General features: G+C 73.7%; 15 protein-coding genes. 7 read left to right on the forward strand and 8 right to left on the reverse strand.

The features are described 5' to 3' along the window. Nucleotides 1-587: 587 nt before the first annotated feature. From MXD57_RS15980 to hypE, 7 genes are all read left to right on the forward strand, one after another. A complete protein-coding gene (locus tag MXD57_RS15980) occupies nt 588-2,306 on the forward strand; it encodes an enoyl-CoA hydratase-related protein (protein WP_250402106.1) in 1,719 nt (572 codons plus the stop codon). Further along, nucleotides 2,303-2,893, forward strand: coding sequence for a hydrogenase maturation protease (locus MXD57_RS15985; protein WP_250402107.1), 591 nt, complete (start codon nt 2,303-2,305; stop codon nt 2,891-2,893). The genes MXD57_RS15980 and MXD57_RS15985 overlap by 4 nt, the downstream gene beginning before the upstream one ends. A gap of 63 nt (nt 2,894-2,956) precedes the next feature. Then, nucleotides 2,957-3,676, forward strand: coding sequence for a hydrogenase nickel incorporation protein HypB (gene hypB, locus MXD57_RS15990; RefSeq protein WP_250402108.1), 720 nt, complete (start codon nt 2,957-2,959; stop codon nt 3,674-3,676). Further along, entirely contained in the window at nt 3,673-6,021 is a 2,349-nt protein-coding gene (gene hypF / locus MXD57_RS15995; RefSeq protein ID WP_250402109.1) for a carbamoyltransferase HypF, read from the forward strand. Before hypB ends, hypF begins: the two co-directional genes overlap by 4 nt. 3 nt (nt 6,022-6,024) lie before the next feature. Then, complete coding sequence (locus tag MXD57_RS16000; RefSeq protein ID WP_250402110.1) at nt 6,025-6,315, forward strand: HypC/HybG/HupF family hydrogenase formation chaperone; 291 nt, start codon at nt 6,025-6,027, stop codon at nt 6,313-6,315. Then, the gene (hypD, locus tag MXD57_RS16005; RefSeq protein ID WP_250402111.1) at nt 6,312-7,457 is read left to right on the forward strand and encodes a hydrogenase formation protein HypD; all 1,146 of its coding nucleotides are present in this window, start codon (nt 6,312-6,314) and stop codon (nt 7,455-7,457) included. The genes MXD57_RS16000 and hypD overlap by 4 nt, the downstream gene beginning before the upstream one ends. Then, nucleotides 7,450-8,565 (forward strand): hydrogenase expression/formation protein HypE, encoded by a 1,116-nt coding sequence (hypE, locus tag MXD57_RS16010; RefSeq protein WP_374114702.1) that lies wholly within the window; start codon nt 7,450-7,452, stop codon nt 8,563-8,565. The genes hypD and hypE overlap by 8 nt, the downstream gene beginning before the upstream one ends. Nucleotides 8,566-8,607: 42 nt before the next feature. On the opposite strand, the gene hypA is transcribed toward hypE, so the two are convergent. The 8 genes from hypA to MXD57_RS16050 all read right to left on the reverse strand — a co-directional run bounded on the left by hypA (nt 8,608) and on the right by MXD57_RS16050 (nt 15,134). Continuing rightward, nucleotides 8,608-8,964 carry a hydrogenase maturation nickel metallochaperone HypA gene (hypA, locus tag MXD57_RS16015; RefSeq protein WP_250402112.1) on the reverse strand — a complete coding sequence of 119 codons (357 nt, stop codon included), beginning with the start codon at nt 8,962-8,964 and terminating at the stop codon, nt 8,608-8,610. Between the two features lie 9 nt (nt 8,965-8,973). Next, a complete protein-coding gene (locus MXD57_RS16020; protein ID WP_250402113.1) occupies nt 8,974-9,126 on the reverse strand; it encodes a hypothetical protein in 153 nt (50 codons plus the stop codon). Between the two features lie 53 nt (nt 9,127-9,179). After that, nucleotides 9,180-9,386 (reverse strand): hypothetical protein, encoded by a 207-nt coding sequence (locus tag MXD57_RS16025; protein ID WP_250402114.1) that lies wholly within the window; start codon nt 9,384-9,386, stop codon nt 9,180-9,182. Nucleotides 9,387-9,407: 21 nt separating this feature from the next. After that, a complete protein-coding gene (locus MXD57_RS16030) occupies nt 9,408-10,001 on the reverse strand; it encodes a DUF5947 family protein (protein WP_250402115.1) in 594 nt (197 codons plus the stop codon). Continuing rightward, nucleotides 9,998-10,564: a NifU family protein gene (locus MXD57_RS16035; RefSeq protein WP_250402116.1), complete on the reverse strand. Its 567-nt coding sequence runs from the start codon at nt 10,562-10,564 to the stop codon at nt 9,998-10,000. Before MXD57_RS16035 ends, MXD57_RS16030 begins: the two co-directional genes overlap by 4 nt. Then, nucleotides 10,557-12,350, reverse strand: a complete 1,794-nt coding sequence (locus MXD57_RS16040; protein WP_250402117.1) for a nickel-dependent hydrogenase large subunit — start codon at nt 12,348-12,350, stop codon at nt 10,557-10,559. The genes MXD57_RS16035 and MXD57_RS16040 overlap by 8 nt, the downstream gene beginning before the upstream one ends. Nucleotides 12,351-12,429: 79 nt before the next feature. Beyond that, on the reverse strand, nt 12,430-13,518 hold the full coding sequence (locus MXD57_RS16045) for a hydrogenase expression protein HypE (RefSeq protein WP_250402118.1): 1,089 nt from the start codon (nt 13,516-13,518) through the stop codon (nt 12,430-12,432). Continuing rightward, complete coding sequence (locus MXD57_RS16050) at nt 13,515-15,134, reverse strand: hypothetical protein (RefSeq protein WP_374114703.1); 1,620 nt, start codon at nt 15,132-15,134, stop codon at nt 13,515-13,517. The genes MXD57_RS16045 and MXD57_RS16050 overlap by 4 nt, the downstream gene beginning before the upstream one ends. Nucleotides 15,135-15,320: the final 186 nt, after the last annotated feature.

The following is a 15,320-nucleotide window of genomic DNA, read 5'->3' on the forward strand; positions in this document are numbered from 1 at the left end:
CCGCGCACTCGACGTATCGAAGCTGTGACGTTCGGTCACCGGCGAGAACGTTACGGGCAGAGCCGTGCCGCTTCGGCGCAACGCGCCCGTCCCCGCGGGCGCCGTCCGATTCCACCGACGCGCCGGGGAGCCGCAGGACTTTCGCACGCCCGGGCGCCGGGCCGGGCACTCGTCCGCCGTACTCGCAGGGAGGAGTTCTCGAGATGGCCCTCGTCGCGCTTGTGCTGCTTCCCGCGCTCGCCGTGCTGCTCTTCGGCCTCGACCGGATCGAGGACCGCTGGGTCACCCGGCCCTCCGGGCCGCGGCACGCCCGGCGGCGGCCCTTCTTCCGGCGCACCCGCCGGCGGGGGCGCCACCGGCCGGTCCCGGCCGCCCGCCGCCCGCCGCCGCATCCCGCCCGCCCCCGCGGCGTGCCGCCCGGCGCGGGTGTCCGCGCCGCCCCCGGCGAACGCCGAGCGACGCCGAGCGACGCCGAACGTTCAGAAAACGCGCCGTGCGAGCCGCTTGGTGGAGCTATCCGACCGACCCTGACGAAACGCCGCACCGGTTCTTCACGGCACCCCGTGAAAGGACGAACATGCCGCGTCATGGACATTTTGCTCGTCGCAAGCGCGTTCAACAGCCTCTCCCAACGGGTGTACGCCGAGCTGTCGGACCTGGGCCACCGGGTGGATGTCGTACTCGCCGCGCAGGGCGCCGAACCGGTCCGGGCCGCCGTCCGCGAACTGCGCCCCGACCTGGTCGTCGCGCCGATGCTGAAGTCGGCCCTGCCCGAGGACGTCTGGCGCGACCACACCTGCCTCATCGTGCACCCGGGACCGCCCGGTGACCGCGGCCCGTCCGCACTGGACTGGGCCATCGCCGAGCAGGGTCCGCACTGGGGCGTGACCGTCCTCCAGGCCGGGGCGGCGATGGACGCGGGCGACATCTGGGCGTCCGAACCCTTCCCGGTCCCGCCCGTCGGCAAGAGCGACCTGTACCGCAACGAGGTCTCCGACGCCGCCGTGGCCGCCGTCCTGCTCGCCGTGCGCCGGTACGCCGACGGCTCGTACAAGCCCCGCCCGCAGACCCGCGACGCGGGCATCGCCCCGCACATCGTGTGGCGCGACTTCCTCCGGCAGGACCGGCGCCGGATCGACTGGGACCACGACGGCACCGACACCGTGCTGCGCAAGCTGCGCGGCGCCGACTCCCAGCCGGGCGTCCTCGACGAACTCCTCGGCCGGGAGATGTTCCTGCACGGCGGACACCCCGAGGACCGGCTCCGCGGCCGCCCCGGCGAACTGCTCGCCACCCGGGCCGGCGCGGTCTGCCGCGCCACCCGCGACGGCGCCGTGTGGATCCCGGAACTGCGCCCGCGGCGGAACTCCGGCGACCCCGCGCCCTTCCGGCGCCCGGCCGCCTCCGTACTCGCCTCCCTCCTGGACGCGCCCCGCCTGCCCGAGGACTCCGTCCCCCTGGAACCGCCCCCGGACCGGCGCACCTGGAGCGACATCCGCTACCGCGGGCGCGGCGACACGGGCTTCCTCACCTTCGCCTTCCCCGGCGGCGCGATGAGCACCGAGCAGTGCCGCAGACTGCTCACCGCCTACCGGTACGCGCTCGCCCGCCCCACCTCCGTCCTCGTGCTCGGCGCGGACCGGGACTTCTTCTCCAACGGCATCCACCTCAACGTCATCGAGGCGTCCGCCGACCCGGCCGAGGAATCCTGGACCAACCTCAACGCCATGGACGACCTGGTGGAGGCGGTACTGCGCACCACCGACCGGCTGGTGGTGGCCGCGCTCCCCGGCAACGCGGCCGCCGGCGGCGCCATGCTCGCCCTCGCCGCCGACGAGGTGTGGTGCCGCACCGGCGCCGTCCTCAACCCGCACTACCGGCGCATGGGCCTGTACGGATCCGAGTTCTGGACCTACAGCCTGCCGCGCCGGGTGGGAGACGGCCTCGCCCACCGGCTGACCGGCGAGGCGCTGCCGCTCAGCGCCGCCTCCGCCGCCCGGATCGGACTGGTGGACCGGCTGGTGCCCGCCGCGCCGGGCGAGTTCGGCGCCCAGATCGAGCGGCTGGCCGCGGACCTCGCCGCCGCACCCGGCCTCGCCCGGCGGATCGCCGCCAAGGAAACGGCGCGCCGGCTGGACGAGGCACGGCGGCCGCTCGCGGAGTACCGGCGCGACGAACTCGCCCGCATGCGCGCCGTCTTCTTCGACCCCGCGGCCCCGTACCACGCCCTGCGCTCCGCCTTCGTACGCAAGAAGCCGGCCGGCTCCGTCCGCCCTCTGGCACCGGTCACAGGAGAGCTCGGATGAGCGCCCCGTCCGGCCGGCTCCTCGTCGCGGGCGTGGGCAACATCTTCCTCGGCGACGACGCCTTCGGCCCCGAGGTGATCAGCGCCCTCGACCGGCGCCCGCTGCCGCCAGGGGCCACGGTGCGGGACTTCGGCATCCGCGGCATGGACCTCGCCTACGCGCTGCTCGGCGGCTGCGCCACCGCCGTCCTGATCGACGCGGCCCCGCGCGGGCACCGGCCCGGCACCCTGACCCTGATCGAGGCCGAACCGCCCGACGCGAGCGTCGCGCCCGAGGCGCACGGCCTCGACCCGGAGAAGGTGCTGGCCCTCGCCACCCACCTGGGCGAGGAGCCGCTGCCCCGCGTCCTCGTGCTCGCCTGCGAACCCGCCGTCCTGCCCTCGGGCGACGAGGACATCCTGCCGGGACTGAGCGCACCGGTGCGCGCGGCCGTCGACCGGGCCGTCGACGCGCTGCACACGCTCGTCCCCGTCCTGCTGGCCGACCCCGCCGCCCCCGCACCGCCGTTGGGCCGCCCGATGGAATCCGGGCCCCCGCACACGGCTGCGCTGCCCCGCCTCGCGGCCGGCGCGGCCGAAGATCGGTGAGACCCCGGACCGCACAGGGCGTGGCCGGGGCCTTCCGCCCCACGACCGCGAGGAGCTGCGCCCATGTGCCGGTCCGACGTCAAGCAGGCCGTCCTGGCGAAGAACGACGACCTGGCCGCGAGTCTGCGACAGGACCTGGCCCAGCGGGGTGTGACGGTGGTCAACCTGCTGTCCAGCCCCGGCAGCGGCAAGACGGAACTGCTCGGCCGGGTCCTGGCGCGGGCCGTGGAGCGAGGGGTGCCCGTCGCCGCGCTCACCGCCGACCTGGCCACCGAGAACGACGCGGTCCGGCTGGCCCGTTCGGGCGCGCCGGTCCGGCAGCTCCTCACCGACGGACTGTGCCATCTGGAGGCCCGGCAGGTACGCGGGCATCTCGACGGCTGGCTGCCCGAGGACACCGCTGTGCTGTTCGTGGAGAACGTCGGCAACCTGGTCTGCCCGGCCTCCTACGACCTCGGCGAGACCCTGCGTATCGTGCTGATGGCGGTCACCGAGGGCGAGGACAAGCCGCTGAAGTACCCGACCGCCTTCGGCTCCGCCCACCTGGTCGTCATCACCAAGACCGACCTGGCCGAGGCGGCCGGCTTCGACGAGGCCGCCTTCCGGGCCAACGTCCAGCGCGTCAACCCGGGCGTGGAGATCGTACGGTCCTGCGCCCGCACCGGCGAAGGGTCCGACACCCTCCTGACCCACGCCCTCGCGGCCCGCGACTCGGCGCCGGCGCACCGGCCGCCGCTCGCCCCGCACCCCCACGGGCACCACCACCCCGCCCCCGCCTCGTGACCGCGCCCGTCACCGGCCGGGTGCGCCGCCGGATCACCGTGCGCGGCACGGTGCAGGGAGTGGGCTTTCGGCCGTACGTGCACCGGCTGGCGGCCGAACTGGCCCTGACCGGGTTCGTCGGCAACACCGCGAGCGGCGTGCTCATCGAGGTCGAGGGCCCGGCGCAGGACGTGGCCCTCTTCCACGACCGGCTGGTCAAGGAGCCGCCCCCGCTGGCCGTGGTGACCGGCACCGGCTGCGAGGACGTCCCCGCCACCGGTGCCGCCGCGCCCTTCACCATCCGGCCCACCGGTGAGTCCACCGGCCGCACCCAGCTCCCGCCCGACACCGCGACCTGCCCGGACTGCCTGCGCGAGCTGGCCGATCCCGCCGACCGCAGGCACCGCCATCCGTTCATCACCTGCACCCACTGCGGCCCCCGCTTCACCATCGCCACCGCGATGCCCTACGACCGCGCGGCCACGACCATGGCCGGTTTCCCGCCCTGCCCCCGCTGCGCCCACGAGTACGGCGACCCCACCGACCGGCGCTTCCACGCCCAGCCCGTCGCCTGCCCCGACTGCGGCCCGCGGCTCACCCTGACCCCGGCCGCCGGCACCGGCGTCCGGGCGGCCCGGGACGCGGGCGCCCTGGCCGCGGCGAGGGCGCTGCTGGCCGCCGGACGGATCGTCGCCGTCAAGGGCGTCGGCGGGTATCACCTCGCCTGCGACGCGACCGACGCGGCGGCGGTCGCCACCCTGCGCGACCGCAAGGAGCGCGGTGGCAAGGCCTTCGCCGTGATGTGCCCCGACCTCGGCACCGCGCAGGACATCGCCGTCCTCACCGGCGCCGAACGCGCCGCCCTCACCAGCGCCCGCCGCCCCGTCGTCCTGCTGCGCCGGCGCCGGGCCCCGGCAGGACCCCGGCTCGCCGACCAGGTGTGCCCGGGCAGCCCGTACGTCGGCGTCATGCTGCCCTACACCCCCCTGCACACCCTGCTCCTCGGACTGCCCGGCGATCCCCCCGGGCCGCGCGTCCTGGTCATGACCAGCGGCAACCGCTCCGGCGAACCCATCGTCACCGACGACACCGAGGCGCTCGACGGACTCGACGGACTCGCCGACGCCTGGCTCTCCCACGACCGGCCCATCGCCTCCCCGTGCGACGACTCCGTGCTGCGGGTGCGCAGCGACGGCACCGAGCAGGTGCTGCGCCGCTCCCGCGGCTACGTCCCCCGGCCCCTGCGCCTGCCGGTCCCGGTCCGGCCCGTGCTCGCCGTCGGCGGGGACCTGAAGAACGCCCTGTGCCTGGGCGACGGCGACCAGGCCTGGTTCGGGCCGCACATCGGCGACATGGGCGACCTCGCCACCCTCGACGCCGCAGCGCGGGCCGAACGCCACGTCACCGCCCTCACCGGTGTCACCCCCCGCCTGATCGCCGCCGACCGGCACCCCCGCTACCACTCGGCCGGCTGGGCCCGGCGCCTGTCCGGGGAACGGGGCCTGCCGCCGCCCGTGCCGGTCCAGCACCACCACGCCCATGTCGCCGCCGCGATGGCCGAGCACGGCCTCGACGGCACCGCCCCGGTGATCGGCGTCGCCTTCGACGGCACCGGGTACGGCGACGACGGCACCGTCTGGGGCGGGGAGGTGCTGCTGGCCGACTACTCCGGCTTCTGCCGCTTCGCCCACCTGGCCACGGCTCCGCTGCCCGGCGGCGACGCGGGCGTGGCCAACCCGTGCCGGCTGGCCCTGGCCCGGCTGTGGGCCGCCGGGCTGCCGTGGGAGCCGGACCTGCCGAGCCACCGGGCCTGCACCGGCGCCGAACTCTTCGTGCTGCGCCAGCAGTTGGAACGGAACGTCGCCTGCGTGCCCACCTCCAGCATGGGCCGCCTCTTCGACGCCGTGTCCTCGCTGGCCGGCGTCTGCCACCGCACCACCTACGAGGCACAGGCCGCGCTGGAACTGGAGGCCGCGGCGACCGAGGCCTGGGGGACGGACACCGGGGCCTACCCCTTCCGCTTCGGGGCCGGCCACCGGATGGACCCCGCACCCCTGCTGGAGGCGCTCCTCGCCGACCGGCGGCGCGGCACCCCCGCGCCGGTGCTGGCGGCCCGCTTCCACCGCGGGGTGGCGCGGGCCGTCGCCGAGGTCTGCCGCCGGGCCCGCCGGTCCGCCGGCCCGAGCACCGTCGCCCTCACCGGCGGTGTCTTCGCCAACGGGCTGCTGGAGGAGGAGTGCGCCGCCCTGCTGGACACGGACGGGTTCACCGTCCTGCGGCACCACGAGGTGCCGCCGGGCGACGGCGGGCTGGCGCTCGGCCAGCTCATGGTCGCGGGAACAGCAAACCACCACGAGACGGAGTGACCCATGTGTCTGGCAGTGCCCGGCAAGGTCGTGTCCATCGACCACAGTGCCGACCCGCTCACCGGGCTGATCGACTTCGGCGGAGTGCAGAAACAGGCGTGCCTGGAGTACGTGCCCGAGGTACGGGTGGGGGAGTACGTGATCGTCCACGTCGGCTTCGCCCTGCAGCGCCTGGACGAGGAGTCGGCCCGGGCCTCCCTGGAGCTCTTCGAGCAACTCGGTCTGCTCGATGAGGAGTTCGGTGACGCCTGGGAACAGGCGGCCCGGCAGGAGAGCGGGAGCGAGGTCCGGTGAAGTACATCGACGAGTTCAACGACCCCGCCCTGGCCCGCCGGCTGCTGGACGAGATCCGGGCCACGGCCACCCGTCCCTGGGCGCTGATGGAGGTCTGCGGCGGCCAGACGCACTCCATCATCCGGCACGGCATCGACCAGCTCCTGCCGGAGCAGGTGGAGCTGATCCACGGTCCCGGCTGCCCCGTGTGCGTCACACCGCTCGACGTCATCGACAAGGCGCTGGAGATCGCCGCCCGCCCCGACGTCATCTTCTGCTCCTTCGGCGACATGCTGCGGGTGCCCGGCACCGACCGCGACCTGTTCCGGGTCAAGAGCGAGGGCGGTGACGTGCGGGTGGTGTACTCACCGCTCGACGCCCTGGAGCTCGCCCGCAGGAACCCCGCCCGGCAGGTCGTGTTCTTCGCGATCGGCTTCGAGACCACCGCCCCCGCCAACGCCATGGCCGTCCACCAGGCACGCCGGCTGGGCCTGGCCAACTTCAGCCTGCTGGTCTCGCACGTCCGGGTCCCCCCGGCGATCGACGCCATCATGAGCGCCCCCGCCTGCCGGGTGCAGGGCTTCCTCGCCGCCGGGCACGTCTGCAGTGTGATGGGCACCGCCGAGTACCCGGAACTGGCCGACAGGCACCGGGTGCCCGTCGTGGTCACCGGCTTCGAACCGCTCGACATCCTCGAGGGCATCCGCCGCGCCGTGCACCGGCTCGAACGCGGCGAGCACCGGGTGGACAACGCCTACGCCCGGGCCGTGCGCGACGAGGGCAACCCGGCGGCCCGGCGGATGATCGAGGAGGTGTTCGAGGTCACCGACCGCAACTGGCGCGGCATCGGCCTCATCCCGGCCAGTGGCTGGCGGCTCGGCGAGGCCTTCCGCGACCACGACGCCGAGCACCGCTTCGACGTCGCGGACATCCGCACCGAGGAACCCGCCGTCTGCCGCGCCGGCGAGGTCCTGCAGGGCCTGATCAAGCCGACCGAGTGCGAGGCGTTCGGCGGGGCCTGCACCCCGCGCACCCCGCTCGGCGCCACCATGGTCTCCAGCGAGGGGGCCTGCGCGGCCTACTACCTGTACCGCCGGATGAGCGGCTCCCCGGCACCCCGGGGAGCCCGCATTCCGCAGGAGGAGATGAACCCCGTTGGCTGACCTCGCCACCGAAGCGGCCCGCGACGCCACGAAGGCGCCCGCCGATGCCGCCGGAACGCCCGTCGACCCCGCGAACTGGACCTGCCCCGCCCCCCTGCGCGACCAGCCGCTCGTGGTCATGGGCCACGGCGGCGGCGGCGCGCTGTCCGCCGAGCTGATCGACCAGGTCTTCACCCCCGCCTACGGCAACCCCACGCTCGCCACGATGGCCGACTCCGCCGTCTTCGACCTCGGCGGCGCGCGCCTCGCCTTCTCCACCGACTCCTACGTCGTACGGCCGCTGTTCTTCCCCGGCGGCTGCCTCGGCGACCTCGCCGTCAACGGCACCGTCAACGACCTGGCCATGAGCGGCGCCCGGCCGGCCTACCTCTCCACGGCCTTCGTCCTGGAGGAGGGCGTGGAACTGGCCGTCGTCGGACGGATCGCCCGCGCCATCGGCTCGGCGGCCGAGGCGGCCGCGGTCACCGTCGCCACCGGCGACACCAAGGTGGTGGAGTCCGGACACGGTGACGGCGTCTACGTCACCACCGCCGGTGTCGGCCTCGTCCCCGACGGGGTCGACATCCGCCCGCAGCGTGCCCGGCCCGGTGACGTGGTCATCGTCAGCGGGCCGATCGGGCTGCACGGCGTGGCGATCATGAGTGTGCGCGAGGGCCTTGAGTTCGGTGTGGAGATCGCCTCCGACACCGCGCCGCTGGCCGGTCTGGTGGCGGCCATGCTGGCGGTCACCAAGGACGTCCACGTCCTGCGCGACCCCACCCGGGGCGGGCTCGGCGCCTCGCTCAACGAGATCGCCCGCGCCTCCGGCACCGGCGTACGGCTGCGTGAACGCGCCCTGCCCGTGCCCGACGAGGTCGCGAACGCCTGCGGCTTCCTCGGGCTCGACCCGCTCTACGTCGCCAACGAGGGACGGCTCGTCGCCTTCGTGCCCCGGGACCGGGCCGAGGCCGTCCTCGCGGCGATGCGCGCCCACCCGCACGGCACCGGGGCGACCGTCATCGGCGAGTGCGTCGAGGAGCATCCCGGCATGGTCGTCGTCGCCACCGGTCTCGGCGGCACCCGGGTGCTCGACCTGCCGCTGGGCGAGCAACTGCCGCGCATCTGCTGAAGCGGCCCCCGGACCGTCCCGGCGGCGGGAACGGCCCCGCGCTCAGCGCGGGGCCGGCACCGCCTCGACATCCGTGATCTCCAGTTCCCGTCCGCTGCGCAGTTCCCGCGTGGGACGGTCGCAGCGCGGGCACCAGAAGAACGGCGGCATGCCCACCGCGAACTCCTCGGCGCACCCGCCGCACCAGGCCTGTGCCGTCACCTGCTCGACGACGAGCCGGGCCCCGGCCAGTGCCGTACCGTCCCGGGCCACCTCGAAGGCGAACCGCAGCGCGTCCGGCACCACACCGGCCAGTTCCCCGACCCGGACGGTCACCGCCGACACACCGTCGACGCCGTCCGCCCGGGCGATCTCCTCCGCCTGCTCCACGATCGCGGTCGCGATCGACAGCTCGTGCATGCGGCGGACTCAGGGGTACCGGCGGTGGGCGCGGAGCCCACCGGTCATCCGGTAGATCCGCACCTCCCGCAGCAGGCCGGGCAGCTCCTTGAGGAACAGGGCGGCCACCACGCCGCCCACCAGGGCGGCCTGCGCGAGCAGCACCTGCCGTCCGGTCGTCACCGACCTCTTCGTCGTCCTTGCCCTTGCACAGCGTTTGGTCACTTTCCGCCCTCTCATCCCGGTGAGATGTTCGGCATGGCGTCGATCAGGGCGTCATGCCGCTTCGAATGGATCCCGGTGGAGCGGCGGGCGTCGGAGGTGCCGTCCGCGTGGAATCCGGACTGTCGGTCGCGCGGGCCGCTGTTGCCCTGGTGAAGACCGGGCACATGGCTGGGCGTGTCGGGCCTCGCCTGGGCGCGGCCCACTCGGATGCTGCCCATCTTTTCTCTCCTTCCAGGTCCTCAGCGTCGCTCGGTGAGCTCCGCGAAGAACCGTTCCACGGCCGGCCAGACCCGGCCGCCACCGGACAGGCCCCGCCACTCGCGGCGGACCAGGGCGACCATCCGGAAGCAGTCGTCGACCGGCACGATCCAGTGTTGCTCGCAGCCGCGTGCCGTGTTCACCAGCAGCGCCTCCACATCGGGTGCCATCCCGGCGAGCGGCGCACACTCGCCGGCCAGCCGCCGCCAGGCCGCCGCGTCCACCTCCCACCGCATGGCCCCGGCCGGGCTCGGGCCCTGCGCGGTGACCGTGCCGTCGGAGCGCGGCACGAAGAACACCAGGCCCACCGGCACGCCCAGCACCGCCGTGTCGACCGGCGGCAGCCGCAGCCTGCGCCGCGGCACCAGCCGGTAGCGGCCGTCGCCCGCCCCGTCCCCGGCGAAGAGCACCGAGCAGGGGCCGCACACGCACCGCACGTCCGCGTCCGCGGTGTCGTAGAGATGCGGGTGGGTCTCGGCCACCGGAGCCGCGCACAGCTCGCACACCTCGGCCTCGGCCGCCGCCCGGCCCGCGGCCGAGCGGATGACACGGGCCAGCGCTCCCTCGGCGGTCACCGGGCCTCCTCTGCCGCGGCCCGGCGCCTGATCGAGCCCAGCGGTACGAACGCGGGAGCCGCCCGCCGCTCCTCGGTCACCGGCTCCACCGCCGTCAGCTCCGGAGCGGCGGCCAGCACAGCCGCCCGGACCACCTCGGTGACGTCGGCGGACCCGCCGCCGCATCCGGAGCCGCACCCGCCCCCGCCGCTCACCCGCACCCGGGCCACCCGACCCTCGATGCCGGCCCACTCCAGGTCGCCGCCGCGCTCGCGCACCGCCGGGCGCAGCCTCTCGACCGCGCGGGCGGCCCGGCGCTCGGCCGGCTCGGGGTGGACGCGGTGCAGCACCAGCAGGTGTCCCAGCAGCTCGTCCCCGGCCAGCCGCTCGCTCAGCCGCTCGTCCGCCACGTCCACGACCCGGGCCAGCGCCTCGCCGTACACCTCGGTCAGCAGCCGCACCGACTCCAGCGCCTCGCGGGCGGCCGGGCCCGGCGCGGACTCCAGCCCCGCCAGCAACTCGTCGAGCCGGGCGAGCCGTGCCTCCACCGCCGGGTCCGGGAGCCGGACGGCGGACTCAGCCATGATTGGCCCCGTACGTCGGGGAGTGCACGGTGGTCAGGGTCCTGCCCTTGCCCATGTACATGTGGACGCCGCACGGCAGACAGGGGTCGAAGCTGCGCACGGTGCGCATGATGTCGACGCCCTTGAAGTCGTCCGGCCCGTTCTCCTCGAAGATGGGCTGGCCCTGCACGGCGTCCTCGTACGGCCCGGGGGTGCCGTAGATGTCGCGGGGGCTGGCGTTCCAGGGGGTGGGCGGATAGGGGTGGTAGTTGGCGATCTTCTTGTCGCGGATCACCAGGTGGTGCGAGAGGACACCGCGGACCGCCTCGTGGAAGCCGCAGCCGATCGCGTCGTCCGGCACCTCGAAGTTCTCGAAGACCTTGGTGTCGCCGCTGCGCAGCATGCCCATGGCCTCCTCCAGGAACTGCAGGGCCATGGCGGCGGCGTAGGCCACGAAGTACGGCCGGGCACGGTCGCGTTCGATGGTGTTGCTCCACTTGGGGATGTGCCACTCCAGTGTGGTCTCCGGCAGCGACTCGCCCTTGGGCAGCGAGATCCGCACGCTGTTGCCGGTGGACTTGACGTAGGGCGTGTCGACCAGGCCGCTCAGCGCGGTCGACCACAGGCGTGCCAGGGGGCCGCCGCCGGTGTCCAGGGCGAGGTGCTCGCCGCTGTCCCGGTGGTACCAGCGCGGGCTCATCACCCAGCTGTAGTTGCCGTCGAAGTCCCGCTTCTGCGGCACGGGGACGGTGGTCTGGTTCCACGGGTGGCGCATGTCGACGGGGTTGCCGAGCGGGTCGTGGGTGACGAACGGCTGCTCGTTGACCCAGTCCTCGTAGAAGGAACTGCCCAGCATGATGCGCAGGCCGAGGTTGATGTCGACCAGGTTGTTGGTGACGAGCTTGCCGTCCACGACGATGCCGGGGGTGACGTACATCGCCTTGCCCCACCGGTCCATGTTCTCGTACCGGTAGTCGACGACGTCCGGGTTCTGCCAGGCGCCCCAGCAGCCGAGCAGGATGCGGCGCTTGCCGACCTCCTCGTAGCCGGGCAGCGCCTCGTAGAAGAAGTCGAAGACGTCGTCGTTCATCGCCACCGCCTTCTTCACGAAGTCGATGACGTGCATGAGCCGGCTGAGGTAGTCGGTGAAGGTGTTCGGCTGTGGCATCGTGCCGACGCCGCCCGGGTAGAGCGTGGAGGGGTGCACATGGCGCCCCTCCATCAGGCAGAACATCTCCCGGGTGACCCGGCTGACCTTCAGCGCCTCCTTGTAGACCTCGCCCTCGAAGGGGTTGAAGGCCTTCATGATGTCGGCGATGGTCCGGTAGCCGTGGATGTCGCCTCGGGGAGCGTCGGTCCGTTCGGCACGGGCCAGCACTCCGGGGTTGGTGGCCTTGACCATCGCCTCGCAGAAGTCCACGAACACCAGGTTGTCCTGGAAGATCGTGTGGTCGAACATGTACTCGGCCGCCTCGCCGAGGTTGGTGATGTGCTCGGCCAGCTTCGGCGGCTTCACGCCGTACGCCATCTGCTGCGCGTAGTTGGAGCAGGTGGTGTGGTTGTCGCCGCAGATGCCGCAGATGCGCGAGGTGATGAAGCCCGCGTCGCGCGGGTCCTTGCCCTTCATGAACACCGAGTAGCCGCGGAACAGCGACGAGGTGCTGTGGCATTCCACGACTTCCTGGTTCGCGAAGTCGATCTTCGTGTAGATGCCGAGGTTGCCGATGATCCGGGTGATCGGATCCCAGGACATGTCCACGATCTGGGCGGGTTTGCGCTGTGTCTGCCGGGACTCGGTGGTGGTCATCTGCGGTACTGCCCCTCGCTGTTCGGGATCGGCGGTTCGGTGGGGGATTGCGGGACGGAGACGTACGGGACCACGGCGGTCACGGGCGGTAGCGCGGGTCGTAACCGCTGGTGAGCTTCCGCTTGTTGTGACGCCACCTGGGCTCGTGGTTCACCATGTCGTTGGTCAGGCCGCGCAGCCGGCGGATGACCGCCCCGTAGGGCTTGATGACCATGGACGACAGAGTGCCGCCGGGCGGCTCGTCCATGAACGGCATGAAGGCGTCGGGGAAGCCGGGCATCGTGCACCCGATGCAGATGCCGCCGACGTTGGGGCAGCCGCCGATCCCCGCCATCCAGCCGCGCTTGGGCACGTTGCAGTTGACCACCGGTCCCCAGCAGCCCGTCTTCACGAGGCACTTGGGGGAGTTGTAGTCGAGTCCGAAGTCGGCCTGCTCGTAGTACGAGCCCCGGTCGCAGCCCTCGTGCACCGTCTTGCCGAACAGCCACTGCGGACGCAGCATGTGGTCCAGCGGGGGCGGGGGAGCGGTACCGGCGGCGTGCTGGAGCACCCAGATCAGGGTCTCCATGAAGTTCTCCGGCTGGATGGGGCAGCCGGGCACGTTGACCACCGGCAGCCCGGCCTGTGAAGTGAACTCCCAGCCCAGGTAGTCGGCGAGGCCCATGCAGCCGGTCGGGTTGCCGGCCATCGCGTGGATGCCGCCGTAGGTCGCGCAGGTTCCGGCGGCCACCACCGCCCAGGCCTTGGGCGCCAGTTGGTCGATCCACCAGTTCAGGGTCTGCGGTTCCCCGGTCTCCGGGTCGTTGCCGAACGACGTCCAGTAGCCGTCGCCGTCGATGATGTTCTGGTTCGGGATGGAGCCCTCGATCACCAGGATGAACGGGGCCAGCTCGCCGCGGGCCGCCGCCCGGTAGGGCGCCAGGAAGTCCTCGCCGCCCAGGCTGGGCGAGAGCACCTTGTTGACCAGGTTGACCTTGGGCAGGCCCGGGATGAGACCGAGGACGACGTCCTCGATCGAGGGCTGGTCGGCGGCCGTCAGGGAGACGGTGTCGCCGTCGCAGCTCATCCCCTCCGAGATCCAGAGGATGTGGATCTCGTCGATCCCGTCGCGTGCTCCGGCCCCGCCGGGCTCGCGGCTGACGTGGGTGGTACCGCTGTGGCTGCTCATGTCGTCGGCCTTTGCTGCAGTCGGTCGGGGAGTCGGCCGGCGGCCTGCGCCGGCGTCTCGGAGGCGTCCGTCGCGCCGTCCGTCGAGCCGTCCCTTCTCCGGCCGGCCGGCCGGGCGCGGGGACCGCGGGAGCCGCGGCCGGGTGGGGCGACCGGGTCCGCGGAGGCGAGTGGTTCGACCTCGTCGGGCCGGAAGTAGTGGAAACGGCCGTACCAGCCGTGGAGTTCGGCCGCGGGATCGTCGTCCACGGTCACCGCGAGGTGCGTGCTGCCGTCCACGTCGTGGAAGACCGCCGCCACCCGCGCCGTCCGGCCGGACAGGAACATGTCCTGGGCGTCGGCGCCCCGGCCACGCGGCCGCAGCCGCACCGGGCTGCCGCCGCCGACGTCGACACCGTCGACGACGACCGTGTCGGTGGCCGGGGACAGCCCGTCGTCGGCGCCCTCCTGCCACCAGGCGGGCCGGTCCACGAGGGCTCCGGGCGGGGACGGGCGCACCGGGGTGAGGGATCGGATGGCGCCGTGCAGCTTGGCGAAGACCTCGGGGGGCATGCTGTCGACGCGGTCCAGGATCCGGGCGGCACGCGGGTCGGTGGCCCGGGCCTCGGCCTTCTCGTCGTCGGTCAGCAGCATCGTGCGCAAGGTCAGGATCTCGTCGATCTCCGCCGCGTCGTGCAGATCGCCCGGGCTCTCCGGCGCCACCTGCGGGCGGTCCGGGAGGATGATCGGACAGGACAGCACGACCGGTCCGGCCCGACCCGTGTCCTCGGGCGCGCCCCCCAGCACCGGGTAGGTGAACGCGTTGACGCAGCCGCGGGCCTGCTCCTCCAGGTCGGCGGGCGGATCGACGAGCGACACGAACTCCAGGTCCGCCCCGCCGATCAGGGTGTGCGCGGCGAGCAGCGCGTGGCGCAGCGCCTCGCCGCGTACGGCCCGGACGTCCGGTGCCCGCCCGGTGTTCTCGGTGCGCACGCGCAGCCGGTACACGTCGTCGGTGAGGCGCTCGGCCATGACGGTGGTGCGGGCCCGGACCTCCTGGCGCCGTCGCACCACCCGCCCGGCACCGCCGGGCAGCGGCTCGGTCTCCTCGGCGGCCGGCGCCCCGGTCGCGGCACCGCACTCGCCGCGCAGCAGATCCGCCAGCGGCCACGCGAGATCGACCTCGTGCGGCACCGCCTCGTCGAAGGTGAGGTGGTCCCGCCCGTCGTCCGTACGCAGTGACTCGACCGGGCGGTCCCAGCCGTCCGCGGCCGCCGCCCGCACCTGCTTGTGCTGCATCTGCAGGTACCGCACCCGCACCCGTACGACCGCACCGGGACGCCGCACCCGCACCAGGCACTCGGTGCGCTGGTACCAGGAGTCGGCGGAACCGGAGACGCCCGGGACGACGGGGCCGTCCGCCTCCACCCAGTCACGGGGCAGCAGCACCCCGAACTGCCACCGGACGCGGTTCTTCGCCGAGGAGCGGCGGTAGGGGTAGAGCAGGTAGCCCTCGTACAGGACGGCGTCGGCGACACCGCTCACCCGCGCGAAGGCGTCGCCGGAACCGCCGTCCCGGGTGTCGCCGCCCATGAGGGCGACACCCGCCACGCCGTCAACGTCGCCGGACTCCGGCATACCGCCTCCTTGTCACAGGTGCACCGGCCCATCCCTTCCACCACGGAAACACCCCTCACCGGACCTCGCCCCTCCGGCCGAGCCGCGTTGGGCCGGTCGGGCGACGGCTGGATTCCGCGTGGCGTCGAACGCCGGTCCCGCGCCGTCCCGCGGGCCGGCCGCCGCGGCCCCGGTCCGGGCTCGGCC

The organism is Streptomyces cellostaticus (genome assembly GCF_023630175.1).
Classification (GTDB): domain Bacteria; phylum Actinomycetota; class Actinomycetes; order Streptomycetales; family Streptomycetaceae; genus Streptomyces; species Streptomyces cellostaticus_A.

Excerpts from the sequence above, each read along its gene's own strand:
- MXD57_RS15980 (WP_250402106.1), top strand. The coding sequence starts at position 588 with ATGGACATTTTGCTCGTCGCAAGCGCGTTCAACAGCCTCTCCCAACGG.
- MXD57_RS15985 (WP_250402107.1), top strand. The coding sequence starts at position 2,303 with ATGAGCGCCCCGTCCGGCCGGCTCCTCGTCGCGGGCGTGGGCAACATC.
- hypB (WP_250402108.1), top strand. The coding sequence starts at position 2,957 with ATGTGCCGGTCCGACGTCAAGCAGGCCGTCCTGGCGAAGAACGACGAC.
- MXD57_RS16000 (WP_250402110.1), top strand. The coding sequence starts at position 6,025 with ATGTGTCTGGCAGTGCCCGGCAAGGTCGTGTCCATCGACCACAGTGCC.
- hypA (WP_250402112.1), bottom strand. The coding sequence starts at position 8,964 with ATGCACGAGCTGTCGATCGCGACCGCGATCGTGGAGCAGGCGGAGGAG.
- MXD57_RS16025 (WP_250402114.1), bottom strand. The coding sequence starts at position 9,386 with ATGGGCAGCATCCGAGTGGGCCGCGCCCAGGCGAGGCCCGACACGCCC.
- MXD57_RS16035 (WP_250402116.1), bottom strand. The coding sequence starts at position 10,564 with ATGGCTGAGTCCGCCGTCCGGCTCCCGGACCCGGCGGTGGAGGCACGG.
- MXD57_RS16040 (WP_250402117.1), bottom strand. The coding sequence starts at position 12,350 with ATGACCACCACCGAGTCCCGGCAGACACAGCGCAAACCCGCCCAGATC.
- MXD57_RS16045 (WP_250402118.1), bottom strand. The coding sequence starts at position 13,518 with ATGAGCAGCCACAGCGGTACCACCCACGTCAGCCGCGAGCCCGGCGGG.
- MXD57_RS16050 (WP_374114703.1), bottom strand. The coding sequence starts at position 15,134 with ATGCCGGAGTCCGGCGACGTTGACGGCGTGGCGGGTGTCGCCCTCATG.